The sequence below is a fragment of the Acinetobacter sp. LMB-5 genome (assembly GCF_001541635.1).
GTDB lineage: Bacteria > Pseudomonadota > Gammaproteobacteria > Pseudomonadales > Moraxellaceae > Acinetobacter > Acinetobacter pittii.
Genome location: NZ_LRDR01000015.1, coordinates 50,530 through 69,469 on the forward strand (window position 1 = coordinate 50,530; position 18,940 = coordinate 69,469).

24 protein-coding genes and 1 pseudogene are annotated in these 18,940 nt (G+C 33.5%); 22 read left to right on the plus strand and 3 right to left on the minus strand.

Annotated elements, in window-relative coordinates; genetic code table 11:
- Positions 1-165: 165 nt before the first annotated feature.
- The 15 genes from AW165_RS16875 to AW165_RS16940 all read left to right on the plus strand — a co-directional run bounded on the left by AW165_RS16875 (position 166) and on the right by AW165_RS16940 (position 9,856).
- Positions 166-729: a TetR/AcrR family transcriptional regulator gene (locus tag AW165_RS16875; RefSeq protein WP_212823879.1), complete on the plus strand. Its 564-nt coding sequence runs from the start codon at positions 166-168 to the stop codon at positions 727-729.
- A 56-nt stretch (positions 730-785) separates the two neighbouring features.
- Entirely contained in the window at positions 786-1,115 is a 330-nt protein-coding gene (locus tag AW165_RS16880) for a hypothetical protein (RefSeq protein WP_228138762.1), read from the plus strand.
- Positions 1,116-1,249: 134 nt separating this feature from the next.
- Positions 1,250-1,765, plus strand: a complete 516-nt coding sequence (locus AW165_RS16885) for a hypothetical protein (protein ID WP_060466504.1) — start codon at positions 1,250-1,252, stop codon at positions 1,763-1,765.
- Between the two features lie 78 nt (positions 1,766-1,843).
- Positions 1,844-2,422, plus strand: a complete 579-nt coding sequence (locus tag AW165_RS16890; protein ID WP_060466505.1) for an SMI1/KNR4 family protein — start codon at positions 1,844-1,846, stop codon at positions 2,420-2,422.
- A gap of 173 nt (positions 2,423-2,595) precedes the next feature.
- Positions 2,596-3,438, plus strand: coding sequence for a hypothetical protein (locus tag AW165_RS16895; RefSeq protein WP_060466506.1), 843 nt, complete (start codon positions 2,596-2,598; stop codon positions 3,436-3,438).
- Between the two features lie 162 nt (positions 3,439-3,600).
- Complete coding sequence (locus tag AW165_RS16900; RefSeq protein ID WP_060466507.1) at positions 3,601-4,296, plus strand: hypothetical protein; 696 nt, start codon at positions 3,601-3,603, stop codon at positions 4,294-4,296.
- Positions 4,297-4,320: 24 nt separating this feature from the next.
- Complete coding sequence (locus tag AW165_RS16905; protein ID WP_060466508.1) at positions 4,321-4,800, plus strand: hypothetical protein; 480 nt, start codon at positions 4,321-4,323, stop codon at positions 4,798-4,800.
- A gap of 99 nt (positions 4,801-4,899) precedes the next feature.
- A complete protein-coding gene (locus tag AW165_RS16910; protein ID WP_060466509.1) occupies positions 4,900-5,406 on the plus strand; it encodes a DUF2247 family protein in 507 nt (168 codons plus the stop codon).
- 66 nt (positions 5,407-5,472) lie between these two features.
- The gene (locus AW165_RS16915) at positions 5,473-5,952 is read left to right on the plus strand and encodes an SMI1/KNR4 family protein (protein WP_032003707.1); all 480 of its coding nucleotides are present in this window, start codon (positions 5,473-5,475) and stop codon (positions 5,950-5,952) included.
- A 115-nt stretch (positions 5,953-6,067) separates the two neighbouring features.
- Complete coding sequence (locus tag AW165_RS16920) at positions 6,068-6,529, plus strand: hypothetical protein (RefSeq protein WP_060466510.1); 462 nt, start codon at positions 6,068-6,070, stop codon at positions 6,527-6,529.
- A gap of 356 nt (positions 6,530-6,885) precedes the next feature.
- A complete protein-coding gene (locus AW165_RS19490) occupies positions 6,886-7,026 on the plus strand; it encodes a hypothetical protein (protein WP_032003705.1) in 141 nt (46 codons plus the stop codon).
- A gap of 147 nt (positions 7,027-7,173) precedes the next feature.
- Positions 7,174-7,485, plus strand: coding sequence for a hypothetical protein (locus tag AW165_RS16925; protein ID WP_060466511.1), 312 nt, complete (start codon positions 7,174-7,176; stop codon positions 7,483-7,485).
- A 252-nt stretch (positions 7,486-7,737) separates the two neighbouring features.
- The gene (locus tag AW165_RS16930; protein WP_081410707.1) at positions 7,738-8,451 is read left to right on the plus strand and encodes a DUF2314 domain-containing protein; all 714 of its coding nucleotides are present in this window, start codon (positions 7,738-7,740) and stop codon (positions 8,449-8,451) included.
- A gap of 171 nt (positions 8,452-8,622) precedes the next feature.
- A complete protein-coding gene (locus AW165_RS16935) occupies positions 8,623-8,859 on the plus strand; it encodes a hypothetical protein (RefSeq protein WP_060466512.1) in 237 nt (78 codons plus the stop codon).
- A gap of 781 nt (positions 8,860-9,640) precedes the next feature.
- Positions 9,641-9,856, plus strand: coding sequence for a hypothetical protein (locus tag AW165_RS16940; protein WP_017481069.1), 216 nt, complete (start codon positions 9,641-9,643; stop codon positions 9,854-9,856).
- Between the two features lie 80 nt (positions 9,857-9,936).
- Here AW165_RS16940 and AW165_RS16945 read toward each other — a convergent pair whose 3' ends face one another.
- Complete coding sequence (locus AW165_RS16945; RefSeq protein WP_060466513.1) at positions 9,937-10,869, minus strand: LysR family transcriptional regulator; 933 nt, start codon at positions 10,867-10,869, stop codon at positions 9,937-9,939.
- A 99-nt stretch (positions 10,870-10,968) separates the two neighbouring features.
- On the opposite strand from AW165_RS16945, the gene AW165_RS16950 reads away from it, so the two are divergent.
- The 3 genes from AW165_RS16950 to AW165_RS16960 all read left to right on the plus strand — a co-directional run bounded on the left by AW165_RS16950 (position 10,969) and on the right by AW165_RS16960 (position 12,774).
- A complete protein-coding gene (locus AW165_RS16950; RefSeq protein WP_032063377.1) occupies positions 10,969-11,403 on the plus strand; it encodes a DMT family transporter in 435 nt (144 codons plus the stop codon).
- A gap of 9 nt (positions 11,404-11,412) precedes the next feature.
- Positions 11,413-11,871 carry a DMT family transporter gene (locus AW165_RS16955; RefSeq protein ID WP_060466514.1) on the plus strand — a complete coding sequence of 153 codons (459 nt, stop codon included), beginning with the start codon at positions 11,413-11,415 and terminating at the stop codon, positions 11,869-11,871.
- A gap of 204 nt (positions 11,872-12,075) precedes the next feature.
- Positions 12,076-12,774: an IclR family transcriptional regulator gene (locus tag AW165_RS16960; RefSeq protein WP_002113797.1), complete on the plus strand. Its 699-nt coding sequence runs from the start codon at positions 12,076-12,078 to the stop codon at positions 12,772-12,774.
- 59 nt (positions 12,775-12,833) lie between these two features.
- Here the strand turns inward: AW165_RS16960 and AW165_RS16965 are convergent, their stop codons facing one another.
- Both AW165_RS16965 and AW165_RS16970 read right to left on the minus strand, forming a co-directional pair.
- The gene (locus tag AW165_RS16965; RefSeq protein WP_060466515.1) at positions 12,834-14,153 is read right to left on the minus strand and encodes an MFS transporter; all 1,320 of its coding nucleotides are present in this window, start codon (positions 14,151-14,153) and stop codon (positions 12,834-12,836) included.
- A gap of 75 nt (positions 14,154-14,228) precedes the next feature.
- A complete protein-coding gene (locus AW165_RS16970) occupies positions 14,229-15,206 on the minus strand; it encodes a hydroxyacid dehydrogenase (RefSeq protein WP_060466516.1) in 978 nt (325 codons plus the stop codon).
- Positions 15,207-15,417: 211 nt separating this feature from the next.
- On the opposite strand from AW165_RS16970, the gene AW165_RS16975 reads away from it, so the two are divergent.
- From AW165_RS16975 to AW165_RS16990, 4 genes and pseudogenes are all read left to right on the plus strand, one after another.
- Entirely contained in the window at positions 15,418-16,095 is a 678-nt protein-coding gene (locus AW165_RS16975; protein WP_060466517.1) for an RraA family protein, read from the plus strand.
- 156 nt (positions 16,096-16,251) lie between these two features.
- Positions 16,252-17,519: pseudogene (locus AW165_RS16980) on the plus strand (DcaP family trimeric outer membrane transporter).
- Between the two features lie 61 nt (positions 17,520-17,580).
- Positions 17,581-17,769 (plus strand): type II toxin-antitoxin system Phd/YefM family antitoxin, encoded by a 189-nt coding sequence (locus AW165_RS16985; protein WP_000435195.1) that lies wholly within the window; start codon positions 17,581-17,583, stop codon positions 17,767-17,769.
- Between the two features lie 274 nt (positions 17,770-18,043).
- Positions 18,044-18,940 (plus strand): Ig-like domain-containing protein (locus AW165_RS16990; protein WP_228138763.1); only part of this gene is annotated, 897 nt, incomplete at its 3' end.

Sequence of the window (18,940 nt, forward strand, 5' to 3'; positions counted from 1 at the left end):
AGGCTTTTCAGGCTTTAAATTATTACGTCTAAAACTTAGCAACAATAAAACTTGAGATGTGCCAAGCAAAGTCTTTACGGCTTTGCTGTGCCTTTTTTTCTCCCAGAAAAGGCACAGGCTTTTTTATCTCTTTTAGCAACAACAAGAATTTATAACGGTAAAATGATGCCAACTTTAGAAAGATCTTCCAAAAAATTACAGGTTATTCATACAGCAATAGAGCTGTTCAATCTCTATGGATTTCACAATGCGGGTGTGGACTTAATCGTCAAAAAATCCAAGATTCCTAAAGCCACTTTTTATAACTACTTTCACTCAAAACAGCGACTTATTGAAATGTGCATATCCTTTCAAAAAAGCAAACTCAAAGAAGAAGTGCTGGCAATTATTTACTCAAGCCGTTACAGAACCTCAAGCGATAAACTCAAAGAGATTATTGTTTTACATGTCAATTTTAATAGCTTGTACTATCTATTACTTAAAGCCATTTTTGAAACTAAACAGATTTACCCGCAGGCCTACCGTATAGCGCTTGAATATAGAAAATGGCTGCTTAAAGAACTTTTTGACTTGGTTTTTAGTTTGGACACCCATGCGTTAAAACCAAGTGCCGACATGGTTTTAAACTTAATTGATGGCTTGATGTTCCAGATTTTAAGCTCAAAAAGTTTGGAAGAGAGGGATGTGGTGGTGGAGAGGTTTTTTGGGGTAATATTTGATAATGTTTAATTCTAAATTTTACTCACTAAAGGTTAGAGATTAATTTAAAGTTATAACTGTAGACTATGAAAACTAAACAAATAATTGAGGGGATTTTAATGCAAGATGTGAGGGATGGTTTATTAATACTTGAAAATAAAGAAGTTGATAATATTGCTGAAGTCTATTCTTTTGAACAAATTAGAGAAATACTTATTTTTGCTCTATCAGATAGTACTTCAGAATATTGGACAATATTAGCTCTAAACCTATTGAATAAAAAATCCGAGTATATTTCTGATGAAATAATCTTAATACTTAATAAAATAGCAAGTATGCCAAAAAGATATACACAAAAAACTAGACATGAAGCATTAAAAATATTTAAAAAACAACTTGGAAATATTAATTATTGAGTCTATATGAATTAACTTTTCAAAAATATAGTTGTTAATTTAATATAGGAGTGGCTATGTATAGATTGGATATGCCGCAGTGAAAAGTATGAATGAAAACTACGTTAATCTTTTCATAGTGTTGGAGTTTTATTGTGCAGAATATTAAAATGAAAGATGACTCATGTCATTTTTTTACTGAGCAAGATATTACAAGTAAGCAAGTTATTAAAGTTTACTTTGATATATCTGATTTTGAAGAAATTCAAGAAGTTTATGATTTTTTTGGTGATAAAATATATGGAAATAATCGAGAATATTTGAATGATATTCATCCAAATACAAAACAATTTGGAAGGAATTTGTCAGCATTTCATGATTATTTAAGAGGGTATTTGATCGGTATTTTTTCAGAAAAAAGAAATGAAATTTTATCAATAACTATAACCAATAACAGAAATAAAAATGTTGATGATGATTGGTTGGATTTCTTTAGTATAATTATGCAAACATTTTTTGATGCACATAAAAAGATAAAATATGGAATTTATATGGACTTGAATTTTTCAAGAAGCATTATGGCTAATATGATGGATTATTTTAGTTTTTTAATTTCTGATTATCATAATAGGCCAAAAGACGAGCTGGATGAGAATGGTAATTATGTGTAAAAGTTTTTAATTTGGTATACTAAGTTGTGAATATTTATAGATCTATTTCAAGGCTTCCCAATCTATAAGGTACTTTATATGAGTAATTTGGTGACTATGCTTTCTTCTATTAAAGCTGAAAAAAATTATTTTATTGAAAAATTAGAAAAGGTTAATGGATATTCAGAACAAGAAATCGCTGAAATTGAGAAATTAAATAATATTTCTGTGCATGGTCAATTGAAAGAGTTGCTAACAACTATGGGTAAATGTTCAGGAGGGTTGATTTTTGGTGATGATTTTTACATATACAGATATTATAGAAATGCGGGATTTAATATACAAAGGCAAAAAAATTTAATGGCTGATGAAGAACTTGCTATCAATTATAGAGAGAGTGGTGAGAAATTAGATTTAGCTGAAGAACAATATTTTGAGATTTGTGGTGAGAATGAACATGCTAATATTTTCTTCATGTATACAAAGGATATTAATGATATTGTTTATGAGTGGGATGAAAATAGCAATACAGTAAAAAGATTTGGAACACTATTTGAGTACTTAATTCGATACAGAAAGAGATTAGGTTCATATTCGTCTCAAGGCACAAGTCGAGGTGATGAAGATCCTACTTTATTCGATGAGTTAACAACAGGAAGATTATTGCTTTCTAGCTAAATTAGAAATAATACAACTTTATTTGTAAAAAGTTTTACAAGCTATATATTAAAACTATCTTATGAATTTTAAATAATTTTATTCCGAAATATTGGTTTTTAAATTTATAATTATTAAGTTAAACATTCTTAAGAAATATTTTCTTATATTGTGAAACCTATTGAGATTGCCTGATGAAAGAAATAAGAGAATTAAATAAATTATTAAAATGTTATAAAAAATATAGTATTGGAAGTTTAATTAATTCATTAAAATTTGATCAAAAATACATACTAGATACCTTAGATGGGGAAGATATACTTTTTCCTCATCATATAGTTAGTATGTCTATATCTTATGCCCAATTGGCATTCTTAAAAATTGAAAATAATAAGGCAGATATGGATGCTTTAAATAGTTTAAATCTTGCCTTGATGTATGCAGAGGTGGGAAGAGCATTACAATTAAATGATTTTAAAATAAAACCTTTAGATAAAATGAATGTACATGAGTTAAAGAAGTATTTTTCAGAATTTTCTGCACTACTTTTTTGGGCAATTCTATTGAATAATAAAAATTTAGCAAAGAAATTAGCGCGCCAAGTGGAGTTTTGTTTACAACAAAAATTTCTATCTGATTTCCCTTTAAGTTATGACTATTTTTCATTATGGGCTTATTACAAATGGATTAATGAAGAATTTACATTAGAATCAAAGATAGATGGAAAATTTAAAGATTTGATAAATAATTGGTCATGTGACACAGTATTTTTAGAACCATTACTCATAGATATAGCAAATTTACACTGTGAAGAATTAATAGATAATGATTTACGTAAGTATCCTCCAAAATTCATAAACGCTCCATTCACTTTATTGCCACTTGAAATTCATGTGATTAATAAATTACGTGCATTAGATAAATTAGATGAAATATCTTTAAATCATCCTTTAATGAACACTCATTCAGCAAAAATTAAAGAATTTGAAGTGATAAGTGATGATTTGCTTGAAACGATACAGATAAATTTTTTGTAGCTGAATCAACCTACTCAAAAGTTTGGTTGCAAACAGATGGGGGTACAGGAGGATACAATGGCATGAATTTATATATCTACCGAATATATTGATAAATTTGAATTAATTATAGTCATTACTTAGAAATGGCTATGTATAGATGGGTATACCGCAGTGCAAATTATGATTGAGCCATCAGTTCTTAGAAGCAAATCTCCATTTTTTATTATTGCTAAAAATTTCTTTATTTTTGGATTGCTTTGGACTTTATCTTTATTCTTGTATAATGTTTTTGACTATGAGTCATATTCTTCCATATTTATTTATCTAATTAGTTTCTATGCTAATTATTTTTTTGGATATTTAATATCTAAACCTATTGTTTTAGACCTTGACTCTAACACTCTTAATCGAATTAAGTTTTTAAGCCTTATATTTTTTGTTCTTTATTATGTAATAGTATTTCTACGGTTCTTTCTATTTGAAATTCATGATGATTTATATGGTTTTAGACTTGGATTTGGACTCATTTTCCCATTCTGGACACTAACCCCAATTTTTATCACTAATCTGAAGAATAAGTTTTATATTTATTTATGTGTCGTGCTATGCGCTCTAGAAGTAATTTTTTGGGTAATGTTTTTTAAAATGAGTGAGTCTGAATTTTACAAGAGACCTTCATCTGTTGCTATGTTCACAAGTTCTCTTATATTCGCCTTAACTTTTCCTTGGTATTTATCTTGGCTAAGAGAAATAGACATCAATAAATGGGTTTTACCATTCTTTTTTAAAGAAGATAGATTTATATCTAAATTAATATCATGGGTAGCAATAGGACTTGGTAGTTGCTTTATGTTTTTATTCTATCTTTTCTTCTAAAAATGAATCCTAAAAGGAGTACCTATGAGATCTTTACATCAGGTAGCAGCTAGTGAAATAGCAGTAATACCTTACTATCTGAAAGGGTATCAGCAACATGGTTTGCAGTACGGTATAAACGAATATGAAAGAGCTGAACCATTAGGTGCGCAATGTACAAATTGCCATACCATTCTATGGATAACAGGTCGTAATGATCCTATTTTGAATGAAGATGATAGTAATATACCTGACAGTGGATCAATTTACAGAGGGTACTATAAAAATAAACTAAAACGGTTTTTAAGTTCATTACCTCCCTGCCCAAATTGTCATCAACAGGCATATGATTTATTCATTAATAATACAACATTAACTAGATTTGAAGATGGTAGCCCAGCTCCAAAATATCCAGAGGAATATTATGGGGTTGATGAAGAAATGTCTGCACCAATGAAAGACAAAGCCGTGTGGTGGTATGGCAATCAAGCTGAAGCTAAAAGACTTAATTTGAAATTGTTATAATATTTTTAAATATGCGCTTGATAATCAATAACTATTACTTGTGAAGATTTTGCACATATTTGAATTACAGGCATTTTAGTAGGCCAGAGGCACAATGACATGAATTTGTATCCAATACCTGCTGATTTTATTAATGAAAAGGTGAACCTTTCATGGTGTGATATCAAATGGGGCTATGAAAAGAATCTCCTTACTTCAGAAATACCAATAAAAAAAGCAGAAAATATTGTATTAACAGGGAACTATACTAAAGCTGAACTTGAGCTGTCATTCCTTATTCCGAGTGAATCAAAGAACATCACTCTTTTTATTAATGAACTATGTCCTACCTTTAAAGAAGATGAATATGAGAACATCAGTCAAAAATGGTTATATGTAATTCTTAGTTGGCTCTGGCTTAATCGAGAAAGTTTTGAAGATCCTTTAGATGAGGTGGAACGTATTTATACAGATTTTGATTATCCAGCCGAAATCGATAATTTTATTAAATATATGCCTCCTACGGATGGATACGATCCTTCATTGTATTCTCATGCAGAAAATATTAATCGCTTAATGAAGAATTGGGAAAATTATTTACAACAGAGTGCTCTAATGTACAAATAAAGCACTATGTGATTTATGACACTTAAGAATATTAGGCAAATTTTTTAAATAGTGGACAACCATCAAATGCTACAAGATATTGGGGATCAGTATCCAAATGGCACAATTAATAAAGAAATTATTGAAAATTTTGCAGCTACCTTAGAAGTTATATTTCCACCAGAATATGTTGAACTTATTTCTCAACATGATGGCATCTATCCTGAAATTTCTAGCTTTGACTATGTTGATACTGACGGTGAGCTAAATATCAGTACAGTAGAGTTAGGAGGATACTTGCATGAACCTAGAATAGAAGGGATGCAATTTCCTGAAGGCGATGATGACTATGAGGGAAAGTTAATTAGCTTTGGATCTACACCTGGTGGAAATTTTATATGTTTCGATTACAGATTTCCTTGGATCAAAGATCAACCTAAGATTGTGCTTGTTTTACATGATGAATTCTATAATTTTGGAATAAATGAGGGTAAAAGAAAGGTTCTGTATCTAGCAGATAACTTTGTGCATTTTATAAATTCATTACATGAATTTATTGAGTATTAGCAATCTACGATAGTTTTATGATTTTTAAATAATAATTTATTTAAAAGTGCTCAATAGTTGAAAAATAACAATTTGGAGACAGAGCGATTGGTAAAGTAAATATTAAAGGCTAGTAATGATTTTATATGTTTGTAGTTATGTAGTAAGAACCCCATTTTTTTCAGAGAAAAGAATAGATTTAAAAGAAATGGGTTGGGAAAAATTATCAAATATAATTAAGAACGTTTTTTATTTTGGAGGTAGTGTCATTATTCATAAGACAGACGCAGATTATTCTGAAGAGTCTGAGCGATTAGCATATAGTGATATTGATAGCTACAGCATGGTTTGTGATTCTAGATATGGTTATTTGTTGGGATGTAGTATTAGTGAAAATGAAGAATATCCTGCTGGTACTTATTTACGTCTTGTGAACAGAGCCGCTAAAAATCCTGATGAAATTTATATTTTTGAACCCCATGAAGATGAATGGAAAGCAAAATATGTTAATCAAGATTTAGAATTATCATTAAAATTATTTAAAGATATTTACGAGGATGGCGAATTATCATTTGAGTCAAAAATAATGTTTGAGTAGCTAAATAAGATTTAAAAAATTAATAGCAAAAATGTAGTATTTCCAATCTCATTATATTGTTGGATATTTGGGTGACACAGTTGTAGTTATGAAATCCTAAGTGTTTGAAATAATTCGATTGTAGTGATAGAACTTCTGAAATTGAACCTGTGCAAGGTAAATACTGGATTGCTTTATAGTGGGCTAAGTATAACTAAATTGCACTTTTGACATTAGAGAAAGTTCACGAAGATATGGGAGTTTTTTATTTTACACATTGCTTAAAAAATATACAGAAACCTCCCTAAAACGAGTTGGAACACTACAAACGCGAATGATACGTTAAGTTTCACTCTTCCCAATAAGTGAGGTGAGCAATGAAATTGTTAGCTTTGATTAGTATGGGAGTTGCAGCGAGTTATTGGTATAAAACTATAAAAGATAGCAAGCCAACTCTTCTAAAACCAAATTTTGATGAAATAGTAAAAAACTTTGTATTAGCAGAATTTAACGCCTAATACATACCGTTAATTTTAATTAAATAAAAAGCTCATCGGAAGGTGGGCTTTTTATTGTAGTGGTTTTTATTTATTTTATTGTTGACTGTTAAAATTTAAAAATATATTTTGTCTTTTTTGTTTTTTAATTCAATGAACTAAGAAATTATGAATAAATATCTTATGCTAACTCTTCTTGCAGCTTCTACTCTTTCTTTGACTGGTTGTGCACAAATGTTTCCAGCTCAAGCTACTAAACTTGAAAATGGAAACTATATGATTCAAACCACTTCTAATATTTTAGGTTCTAATAAAGCAATGGAAAACAAAGTAAACAAAAAAGCTGAAACCATTTGTGCTGGTAAAGGCTTTAGTGAAATAAATAATAATCATCAAACTCATAGCCAACAGATTTATACAGCTCAAGTAATTACAACAGGTACCTATAAGACTTTCAATAAGACGATTAAATGTAATTAACCACTTTTACAGATTGCAATTGAACCCACTTCGGTGGGTTTTTTTAAAGGTAATTTTAATTTGCCGAACTTCTTACGGTTCAAGAGGCTTACTTTTATTTAGTCTTGGTCTTTTTATCTTTGAACATTGGTGTCATAGTTAAGAAATTTAAAGATATTTAAATTTATCATAGTGTTATTATAAGAAAGTTTAATATTAATTAACTGTAATATGGGTTATATGAATAAATTGCATAAAAATGAATCTCCAGAAATGATTCTAGCTTTTGAGAGTGCTATAAGTACATTTAAATATTTTTGGCGTGAACTTTATTGGGAATATCGACGGATTGTTCCAGCTTTAGAACTGGCTTATGTGAAATGTGCATTTATCCAAGAAAACCTTGAAGATAAAAATCAACCTTTAATTGAGTATATGTGGATTGATCAAGTTGATTTTGATGGCAGTATAATTTCAGGAACTTTGTTAAACGAACCTTATATTATTGATAATGTGCAAGCTGGTGAAACAGTAAGGCTTCAATTTGAGTCTATAGTCGATTGGATGTTCTTATCTAATGGCACTGTTCATGGTGCGTTTACGATTCAAGAATATCGTAAGACTTTAAATACATCAGGTCGTAAAGAATATGACGAGGCGTGGGGGATTGATTTTGGTAATCCTGATGAAATTTTTCTAGTTTATGACCAGAAAAATTGTCCCGAAAATCTAGACGAACATCCCATGTGTAAGAATATTTTGGATCAGTTCATAAATATTATAAATACAGATCGTACAATCATTACTGAAAAAGATGAAAGTGGTAATCAATTATTACATCGTGAAGTTATAGCGGGTAATTATTTATTTGTTCAAGAACTTTTAAGATTGAATACGAATAAGTTGGAAATAAATAATCAATCAATGACTCCTTTAGATTTGGCCCATAAGATGGGTTGGACCAATATTGTAAGTTTACTTAAGTAGCTTTGAATCTAGCCCTCTAATGGAGGGCTTTTTTGTTGTGATGGATCCTAAAGTTACTTTACTAAAGAAGTCATTTAATTAGATGATCGATTTTTTTGTCATGAAAAAAATAATACAGCTCAAAGAACGGCGTGTTATGGTATGTAAACACCTCCAAAATATGGATTAGATATGTCAGACAATACAACGAAATGGCTTTGTGTAGGTGGTGTACTAAGTGGAGAATGGAGAGAGCAGCAATTAGAAGCTTTTGATGTTGATCCTAATGATTTAAATACTCATAGTTATGAACCAATAAAACTTATTAATCCTGTTACCAAAGCAGAACAGCACTTTTATGTATATACGGAGTTACAGGAACAGGCATATGAAAGGGCAATAAATTTTGCCTTATACAAAAATCAATAAGGATGAGAGAGCACTGAGGTGCTCTTTTTAATGAGTGGGTAAGTACTGGTTAATTAGAAATACAATTAAAAAAGCCCCTCATATCTAAGAGACTAGTCATATCAATTTTCTGGAATGAATGGCTGCAATTTCTTAAATAACTAAACAAATCAAATTGATAAAAGTAGTTAATAGTATAATAAATCAGTGCACTAATTTATTCTTAATAGTAGCAGGACCTCAAAATAACTTCCAAGGCACTGTTAAAAAGAAATTATTTGTTATTTGGATCAGGTTGATCATTATTCTCTGGCAGATCTTTTACGGTGCCAGGAACTTCTGATGGTTGAGTTTCGGTAGGTGGTTGTGTTGCAGAATGCTTATTCATTTGAGCTTTAATGATATTAGCGTTGTTAGTTGTATTTTGAGAAAAACTTTTAAAACCTGACATTTTTATCTTCTTATCTTCACTAGGGAAAGTTCATACTACGCTTTAAATCACTTTACATTACGGTTGTTTTAAGACTGATATGTGTTGATATGTCATAGAAATGGACTTTATTTCGACTGTATATTTCGTAAATAAAATCAATTATATGTAACCTGTTGAGTCTTATCCTTTAAAACTTGAAATTATCCTATCTCAATTTCAAGTAGGGGTACATAAAGCACACATATATAAATTTTCTCAATGTACAGATGATTAAATTTTAAAAATTAATTTAAATTAGTTGCCTACAAAATATTGATAGTATAAAAAATTTGTTAAGCATAATATGTCTAATTAAATTGGAGCATATAAATGCTAAAAGACATTACAATTATTGATTACCAAGGAAAAGAAACAAGGGCACAGGCAAACTATACAGAGGAAAATACTAATAGAATCAATCATTCATCTAGAGTTCAGAGAACTAAAGTTGAATATATTTTGTTAAGAGGTGAATTTATTTACCCTACTTTAAATATGGTTTTCAACAGTTCTGATGGCAACAGCTATTATATAGAATATAAATGACTTACTTCTGTGTTTTTTTTATGAGTGATTTTATATATAAAAAGACCAGTTAATTGATCTCTTTTACTCTATTTAAAAAATTAATTCTGCCAATACGGTGTGTCTCCATAGATTTCAGCAAAATAATCTATCACTGCTCTAATGTTGAGTGGTGGATGACGGACATTTGGATAAATGGCTGCGATATGCTGGGGTTGTGATTTAATCGCGACTTCATATTCAGGTAAAAGCTTTATTAAATCACCTTGTTTTAAAGCTTCGCCAATCAGCCAATCAGGAAATAAAACAATCCCCATACCATGAAGCGCAGCTGTCATTAAGCTCTCGGCATTATTCGATGAAAGTAAGGGGGTAATTGGATAATGTACCCATTCTTTATCAGGCTTTCTCACTAACCAGCGGTTAGGACCTTCAAAACCTTTATAGACTAGGCATTTGTGCTGATTGAGCTCTTTCGGCTGATCAAGAACACCATATTTGGCAACATACCGAGGAGATGCTGCTAAATGATACTTTTGTATACCAAAAATACGTGCATGAAATGATGAATCAGTCAGCGTTCCAATCCTAAATATTAAATCTGTGCTTTCGCGTAACGGATCTATAAATTCATCGGTTTGTATTAGCTCGATTAAAAGTCTTGGATAACGTTCTGATAAACCCGCTAACCACGGCGCAATATGCCGTTGACCAAAAAACACAGGGGCATTAATTCGGACGAGTCCGGATGGTTCTATGGTTTTATCTTGCAATGCCTTTTGAGCTTCATCAAATTGTTCAGTAATTCTTTTTGCATATTCAAAAAATAATTTGCCCGATTCGGTCGGTGTAATTGCTCGCGTATTTCGGTAGAAAAGTTGCTGTCCCAACGCATCTTCAAGCTGTTGGATGGTTCGAGAAATCATAGATGCAGATACGTCTTCTTTACGTGCTACATTCGAGAAGTTTTGAGCATTATAAACACTAATAAAGAAGCGAAGCGTGCGGATATCAATCGAATTTGTTAAATTCATTTGTGCAATTTTTGCAAAAGTGATTCATGAATTATGCTGTTTTTCTGATGAATTGGCTACCTTAGTATTCGTTGCCTAGATACAGATGAGGCAATGTAGATGCAAATTCTATTACTACTCCTAACCATTTTAGGGGGAATGGGGCTGTCGGTCGAAGCAGGGCTTTTAGGGCCGTTAGGAAAGGAAGTAGGTGAGTTATGGGCCACGTTTAGTATTTTTGGCGTGGGTGCAGCACTTACCTTTTTACTCATGTTGTTTTTTAGTCCACGTAATAGTCCTTCATTTTTTACACTTCCATCTTGGCAATTACTGGGTGGGGTTTTGGGTCCTGCTTACGTCATTATTTTGACCATTACTACTCCAGTTATCGGTATTGCCATGACCATGATAGGCATTTTAGCGGGTCAGGTGTCTAAAAGCCTGATCATCGACCACTATGGTTTGTTGGGGACTCCACACCGAAAGGTAGACCGTAAACGAATTTTGGCACTCATCTTTATTGTTGCTGCACTTGTACTTGTCGCAAAAGCATAGGAGACCCGCATGACAATTTTAATGATCCTTCTCGCCGTCATTGGTGGTGCTTTACTGAGTGTGCAAGCTGTAATTAATGGTCAACTTGGAACTAAGGTTGGTGTATTTCGTAGTGCTTTTTTGACTTTCTCAGTCGGTGCTCTAATTACTGCACTCCTTATTTTTTACTTTGAACCAAAACAAACCTTAACCTTGTTAGATGTTCCCAAATGGCAGTTGTTGGGTGCTATGTGTGGAGTGCCTTATATTGTCATTATGGTACTGGCCGTGCAAAGAATCGGAGCCGCGGTTGCTACGGTAGCTGTAATTTTTGGGCAACTTTTGATGAGTATCTTGATTGATAACTTTGGCTGGTTTGGTAATGAAATGCTCCCTTTTTCACCGTATCGATTAGGAGCGCTAATCTGCCTAGGGATTGCTTTATATTTTATCTATTCAAGTAGTAAAGACAAAAAGCTAGAAGCGTAATAGGGGGCTTAATAGGGAAATTAATATAGGTCTCATTGTTAGTGGTAAAGCCTACTAATAATGAGGCTATACTTCATATTTTAACTACTTTGATAAATGAAAGAAGTTGCTGTCGAGAGATAGAATTAAAATATAAGAAATATGGTAAAGTTAAAAACCTAATTCAATACATTAAAATTGATATCAAGCTATTGTAGGAAAAACATGGTTAAAATTAAACCTCACCCGGCAACAAGCGGAAATGCATCGGCTGATCGCCTTTTAACTTTGTTAACTGCTTTTAGAATAGGTGATAAATCTTTAACCCTAGCAGAACTCGCAGAACGAACAGAATTAAATAAAGCAACCATCATGCGCTTAATCGTTTCGCTAGAAGATTTTGGTTTTGTTAACCGTCTTTCGGATGGCAGATATACGCTTGCCAGCGAAGTTATGCGTTTAAACACAATTTATCAAGATGCTTTAGATCTAGAGAGGCATGTGGTTCCGTGTTTACAGCAACTTGTTGATGAAACTGGTGAAACTGCTTCATTTTACGTTAAACATGGGGCATATCGTCTTTGCCAATACAGAGTGAACTCTACCCATCGACTGCGTGTTCATATTCAGCCGGGCGAAGTTCGACCAATGGATGGAGCAGCAGGCGCTCAAGCATTGCGATCAACACACGAACAAGTTTTAGCAAGAACTGAACCTTTTTATTCAACGGGTGTAACGGAACCACATGCTGCTTCAATGGCATTGCCAGTGTTTGACGCTCAAAATGATGTAGTTGGAGCATTAGTCGTTTCAGGGCCATCAAGTCGTTTTACTGCGGAAATTGCAAAATCTGTGGGGGATTTTTTCTTCAAAATTGCAGATGATTTAACGAAAAGTTTAGGTGGTAAGAGTATTCGTAATTAATTCTAATATTGTAGATATAAAAAGGGGCTAAATCGTTAGCCCCTTTTTATGTATGTTGTTTATGAAGTACTTTGTGGTTGGCTAAACAAAACAGCTTTCTTTCTAGACATAATGAAAACCATGATAGCCGACACGAGATTTAAGGCTGCAAGTGGAAGTAAGGCAATAGCGTGGCTTCCTGTTGCATCATGAATTGCGCCATAGATATTCACCATCATGCCGCCACCAATCAGGTTAGCGCATGCGCCAATGGCTGCTAGTCCTGCCGCCGTTGTAGTCGGTGACATCCATGAGGATGCTAAAGCCCAGAAAGGTCCTTTCATAGAATAAGCACCAATTAATACGACACTGAGTAAAAAGATTGTGCCAATAAGTGAAGACGTGAACAAAGCAATTAATAAACCAAAAGAGATCATCAATAGTGTGATTGCTGTATGCCAACGGCGTTCATTTTTACGATCAGAACTACGACCCCAAAAAATCATTGCAATAGAAGCTAAGCCATAAGGAATCGCATTTACTAAACCAATTTCTACATTGCTTAAACCGAATGATTTAATTAATTGTGGTGCCCAAACACTCATTGTACTTCCAGCAGCAGAAGCACCAGAATAAATAATGATCATAGACCAAATATATTTATTCCTTAAAAGTTGCCATAGTGAAATATGGCCAATTGGGGTTTTTTGTTGGCGTTCAAACTGTAATCTTTCAACTAACCAAGCTTTTTGTTCGCTATTGAGCCATTTTGCTTGTTCTGGTCGATCAGTGAGAACAAATAGGCAGGCGATACCCAGTAAAACAGCAGGAATGCCTTCTAAAATAAATAGCCAATGCCATCCACGCATGCCTAACCAACCATCTAGGGATAATAAAAGCCCAGATAATGGTGAACCGATAAAGTTTGCACCCGGAATCGCCACCATAAATATTGCGACCATTCTGGCTCTATAATTAGCAGGCAACCAATAGGTTAAATATAAAATGACACCAGGGAAAAAGCCTGCTTCGGCAGCGCCGAGTAAGAACCGCATAATATATAATGATGTGGAGCTTTCAACGAATGCAGTTGCGGATGATATTACCCCCCACGTCACCATAATTCGGGCAATCCATACTTTTGCTCCAAATTTTTGCATGGCGAGGTTGCTGGGTACTTCAAATAGAAAATATGCAAAGAAAAATAAGCTACTGGCAAAACCAAAAGCAGTAGCTGTTAATCCAAGGTCTTCATTCATTTGTAATGAAGCCATACCAATATTGCCACGATCAATAATAGCGATGACATAACAAATTGTTAAAAAAGGCAATAATCGCCACGCCACCTTGCGCATCGTTTCGCGTTCAATCGCACTCGGTTGAGAGTATTCTGTAGACATAAAAAAATCCTTTTTTATATTCAGTATTTTAATTGTTCTCGCATCTAAAAGCTTAGAAACAATTGAGTTCCATGATTAGCTATTAAGTAACTTCCAGTTAGCGATAGCTCGTGGGTTTAGTAATTGGCCATTCCAAATACTCACAATCTGTTCAAGTGCTAAAAGACCGACGCGATTACGTGAATCTGTTGTGTTTGCTCCTATGTGAGGAGTTACAACTAGATTAGGTAATTCCCATAGTGGATTATCTTTTTCTGGTGGTTCTGAAGAAAAGGTATCTAAACCTGCACCAGCAATTTTATTATTTTTTAGTGCATCAACTAATGCTACCTGATCAATTAATTCACCACGTGCTGTATTGATTAAGATGCTTGAGCGTTTCATCTTTTCAAATTGGGCATGAGAAAATAAGTGTCTGTTCTCTGCTGTAAGTGGGCAGTGTAGGCTAATAATGTCACTGGTTTCTAAAAGTTTTTCAAAGTCGTGTTCCTTTTCTACATAATCGAGCTCTGGCAAATTTTGTAAAAACGGATCATATACTTTTACTTTCATGTTTAAGGGAGCCACTAACTTCATGAGTATGCTACCGATTGCCCCTAAACCAATTAAGCCCAGTGTTTTACCATATAACTCCACGCCATTTGCACTTGCTTTGTCCCAATGACCTTCTCGGATACGTTGGTCTAACCATGTGACTTGTCGAGCAACATTAAACATGAGTGCAAAAGCGTGTTCGGCGACAGATTGTGCATTTGCGCCTACTGCAATAGTGACAGGAATTTTTCGTTCAGCAGCAGCTTGAGTGTCGATTGTGTCAAACCCAACACCATGTTTTGCAATCACTTTTAAATTATCAGAAGCAAAAATCATATCTCTAGAAAGTTTGCCTGTTCGAACAATGATTGCATCAGGTTGTTCATCATGGATGAGTTTTTCCATTTCATCTTTTGCCATGTAGGGTTCAGTTGGAATCAACTGAATATCATGGGACTGAGCATACAGTAACGCATCTGAAGTTAATGTTGGCCCCGTGATAAGAACTTTACGTTTCATTTTGACTTACACTCCATTTAAGTATTTTGAGCAAAATACGTCCTTAACAATCCACATTATTAAAACGTCATTTCAAAAAAATAGTCAATAGTAAAAATTATATTTAAAAATCGAGTAAATTTTAGTTTAAATTTAATTAAAAATGAAATGACATTTCAAAAAAATGCTGTCATATTAATTTGCACAAGAAAACTGATCTAAGGGAAAAGTTATGGCAATTGGTTTTAGAGTGCTAAAAAACGACAGAAAAGTTGAGCAAAAATGGATTGAGCAATATCGAGATCTACCAGTCGCTAATGTCAGTGACTCAATGAATCGAATGACTTCAGGTGGGGCTCAATTAAGACCAATGCATAAAAAGGGATATCTTTGTGGGCCTGCCATTACAGTTAAGGTTCGTCCGGGTGACAACTTGATGTTGCACTATGCTATTGATATCGCCCAGCCGGGAGACGTCATTGTGGTTGATGCTGGTGGCGATCTAACCAATGCATTAATTGGAGAGATGATGGTTGCTTATGCCATTAAGAAAGGTATAGCCGGCATCGTTATTAATGGCGCTATTCGTGATTCGGTTGTCATTGGAGAGGGAGATTTTCCACTTTTTGCGGCAGGAATTTCACATCGAGGACCTTATAAAGACGGACCTGGGGAAATTAATGTTCCTATCGCGATTAATGGAATGGTGGTTGAACCTGGAGACTTGATTTTAGGTGATGAAGATGGGCTTTTAAGCGTGCCTTATGCGGAAGTTGAAGAAGTTTATCTGAAAGCAAGCGCCAAACATGCTGCTGAACAAAAGCAATTAGAGCAAATCGCCGTAGGTGAAAATGATCGTAGTTGGGTGATTAACAGCTTAAAACAAAAGGGATGTGAATTACCCGAATAAGGTTATTCAAAACCATTCAAACACAAAGGGAACTAGCGAAGTCAATGATTGAGCTTCGTTAGCCTATCTAAAGTTAATTCAATAATCATTATTTTACTGATTGAAAAATAGGAAATTTCAATTCGGTCTATGTGATTTCGTCTAAAGGAAAAAGACATGAAATATAAAGGGATAATTTCTTTATCATTATTAATGAGTATGACTTTGCAGCAAGCCAAAGCTGAAAGCGAAGATAACTCAGCGCTAAATGAAAAAATAATTAAATTACAACAGCAAATAGATTATCTCATGGAGAGGCAGAACTTAAATCGAAATAACGGATTGAATAAAGCACCTGAATTGAGTCAAAACAAAACATCAAACACTGACAAGCCTGTTTCGACTGATCAGACTAAAATTAAATTTTATGGAAATATACGTGTTGATGCTGCATATGATTTTGAAGGTTCAACGCGTTCAATTGCGAATAAAACAGGGGCAATACCATTAAGCAATTCAAACTCAACAAGTAAATCATTAAATGTCTCTGCTGCGACTTCACGTGTAGGGTGGATATCGTTAAGCCGACCTCGAAAGGAGATTTGGTTGGAAAGCTAGAAGCCGACTTCATGGGAAGTGGTGGAGATAACGGTAATGGTTCGGTTCGGGTTAGACACGCTTATATTTCACTAGGAAACTGGCTAATTGGCCAAACCACTTCACCTTTTGTGAATAGTGATACTGCTCCAAGTTTGGTTGATTTTACAGGTGCGATGGGCACAGGAACTCAGCGTAATGTACAGGTCCGTTATCAGCACATCGTTGACGCCAAACAAAAATTATTAGTCGCTTTGGAAGGCGGGGATGTTGAAAATAAAAATGTAGAAGGTGGAAGCCGTTTTCCTGCATTAACCATGCGATATGAATTTAAAAATCCAGATTTTTTGGTTCAATTACATGGCATGCTTCATGAAAATCGAGCAGTTTCTGACACGAATGAAGAGCAAACTAAACTTGCTTGGGGTGCTGGATTAGGTACAAAGTATAAGCTTTCTGAAAATGACTCAGTTGTGTTTAATTACTATCACATAGCTGGCGATAACCGTTACATGCTTTATTCAAAAGATAATGATGCTTTCTACTTTGATAAAAATCGAATGTATTTAAGTGAATTTGATTCTATTGAGTTAGGGTATATGCGTAAATGGAATGAAAATTTACGCTCTTCTTTGTCTGCTGGTAGTCTTATCTATAAAGATTCAAATTTTTCAGAAAATAACCCTGATCAAAATAAAAGGCTAATCAATGCGAGCGTCAATTTATTTTGGACGCCTGTTGAGAAAGTCGATCTTGGTGTTGAATACACCTATGGAAAGAGAGAAACATTTTCAGATTTAGAAGGGAAACTATCCCGAATCAATTTATTAGGTCGATACAATTTTTAATGTAATCCCAGCCACTTTAATATCAGAAGTGGCTTTCTTTTATCTGAGAAGGGCTAATATTATGGAACAAATTAATTATGCCAATGCAAGATCACAATTTTCAAAGGTCATGGAAAGAGTGCTGTTAGGTTACGCCGTAAAAATTACACGAAAAGAGAAAGATGCTGTGGTTCTAATTAGTGAAAAGGCATACCTTGAATATAAAAATGCAATGTTTGAGCTCAATAAATTAAAAAACAAAGATTTTTAACTCCCAACGATCCGCTTCTCAAGCATTTCCATAAAAGTTTTTAAAATAATATTATGGTTTTGCCTTTCTTCTATCATCATTTACTTTTGTTTTAAGCCATGAAAGCTAGTGTAGCTTTAGAAATTATTAAAATTAAGATCAAATTATTGTGCTAATTAAATATAGTCTTGGTGAGGTAAATTATATCGATTAATAAAATTATTATTATGAATTTTTATGGATTTTATTATTTTTTGTGGTAAATTTTTTGCGTTATAAATAGGTTTTTACAAAAATGCAAAACATACTTACTTTTATTAAAAATGGTCAAAAAATTACTTTAGATGCTTCTTTAGTTCAAAGTGTAAAAGATACTGGAAATGGTTTTGAAATTACTCTTAAAAGTGGTGAGGTAATTCAAGCTGAATCATATAGTATTAGTCCAAATAATCAGTTCATAGAGCAAGTTTCTAGTCAGCAAGTAGTAAATAATTCTGAGGCTGAGGGGAAAGTTGAAAAGGACGAAGTTTTAAAAGAAAAGAGTTTATTGGATTCACAAGCAATGTTATGGGGTGGCGCTGCGATCGCAATTGGTGGTATTGCGGTAGCAGCATCAAGTGGTGGTGATAGCTCAGCACCTTCAGATCGGACTCCTCCAGCAAGTTTAACTAAAATATTGTCGAAAGATGGTAAAACGGTAACTGGTTTAACAGAAGCTGGTGCAACTGTTACAGTTGAAAATATAGCTGGCCAAGTGATCGGTTCTGCTAAAGCTGGAGCAGATGGGACATTCTTAATTAATTTGGATAAAGCGTACATTAATGGTGAAACACTAAAAGTTTCTGCTCAAGATGCTGCTGGTAATAGTACAGTTAAACAAGAGCTTATCGCTTCTGATATTACGGCTCCTACTTTAGCATATGCTATTTCTTCTAATGGTAAAACTATTACAGGTTTGACAGAGGCTAATTCAACTGTCACCGTCAAAGATTTATCTGGAAAAATCATTGGTACTGCAAAGTCTGATAATGATGGAAAATATACAGTCATACTAGATAAAGCTTATTTAAATGGTGAAAATCTTACTATTTCTGCCGAAGATTTAGCTGGTAATAAATCAACAATTCAAACAATTTTGGCTGACGATAAAACTGCCCCATCAAGTTTAACTGCAACGATTGATACTGCGGGT

Coding starts and splice junctions, on each gene's coding strand:
- AW165_RS16875 (WP_212823879.1), top strand. CDS start 166: ATGCCAACTTTAGAAAGATCTTCCAAAAAATTACAGGTTATTCATACA.
- AW165_RS16880 (WP_228138762.1), top strand. CDS start 786: ATGAAAACTAAACAAATAATTGAGGGGATTTTAATGCAAGATGTGAGG.
- AW165_RS16890 (WP_060466505.1), top strand. CDS start 1,844: ATGAGTAATTTGGTGACTATGCTTTCTTCTATTAAAGCTGAAAAAAAT.
- AW165_RS16895 (WP_060466506.1), top strand. CDS start 2,596: ATGAAAGAAATAAGAGAATTAAATAAATTATTAAAATGTTATAAAAAA.
- AW165_RS16900 (WP_060466507.1), top strand. CDS start 3,601: ATGATTGAGCCATCAGTTCTTAGAAGCAAATCTCCATTTTTTATTATT.
- AW165_RS16905 (WP_060466508.1), top strand. CDS start 4,321: ATGAGATCTTTACATCAGGTAGCAGCTAGTGAAATAGCAGTAATACCT.
- AW165_RS16910 (WP_060466509.1), top strand. CDS start 4,900: ATGAATTTGTATCCAATACCTGCTGATTTTATTAATGAAAAGGTGAAC.
- AW165_RS16915 (WP_032003707.1), top strand. CDS start 5,473: ATGCTACAAGATATTGGGGATCAGTATCCAAATGGCACAATTAATAAA.
- AW165_RS16920 (WP_060466510.1), top strand. CDS start 6,068: ATGATTTTATATGTTTGTAGTTATGTAGTAAGAACCCCATTTTTTTCA.
- AW165_RS19490 (WP_032003705.1), top strand. CDS start 6,886: ATGAAATTGTTAGCTTTGATTAGTATGGGAGTTGCAGCGAGTTATTGG.
- AW165_RS16925 (WP_060466511.1), top strand. CDS start 7,174: ATGAATAAATATCTTATGCTAACTCTTCTTGCAGCTTCTACTCTTTCT.
- AW165_RS16930 (WP_081410707.1), top strand. CDS start 7,738: ATGATTCTAGCTTTTGAGAGTGCTATAAGTACATTTAAATATTTTTGG.
- AW165_RS16935 (WP_060466512.1), top strand. CDS start 8,623: ATGTCAGACAATACAACGAAATGGCTTTGTGTAGGTGGTGTACTAAGT.
- AW165_RS16940 (WP_017481069.1), top strand. CDS start 9,641: ATGCTAAAAGACATTACAATTATTGATTACCAAGGAAAAGAAACAAGG.
- AW165_RS16945 (WP_060466513.1), bottom strand. CDS start 10,869: ATGAATTTAACAAATTCGATTGATATCCGCACGCTTCGCTTCTTTATT.
- AW165_RS16950 (WP_032063377.1), top strand. CDS start 10,969: ATGCAAATTCTATTACTACTCCTAACCATTTTAGGGGGAATGGGGCTG.
- AW165_RS16955 (WP_060466514.1), top strand. CDS start 11,413: ATGACAATTTTAATGATCCTTCTCGCCGTCATTGGTGGTGCTTTACTG.
- AW165_RS16960 (WP_002113797.1), top strand. CDS start 12,076: ATGGTTAAAATTAAACCTCACCCGGCAACAAGCGGAAATGCATCGGCT.
- AW165_RS16965 (WP_060466515.1), bottom strand. CDS start 14,153: ATGTCTACAGAATACTCTCAACCGAGTGCGATTGAACGCGAAACGATG.
- AW165_RS16970 (WP_060466516.1), bottom strand. CDS start 15,206: ATGAAACGTAAAGTTCTTATCACGGGGCCAACATTAACTTCAGATGCG.
- AW165_RS16975 (WP_060466517.1), top strand. CDS start 15,418: ATGGCAATTGGTTTTAGAGTGCTAAAAAACGACAGAAAAGTTGAGCAA.
- AW165_RS16985 (WP_000435195.1), top strand. CDS start 17,581: ATGGAACAAATTAATTATGCCAATGCAAGATCACAATTTTCAAAGGTC.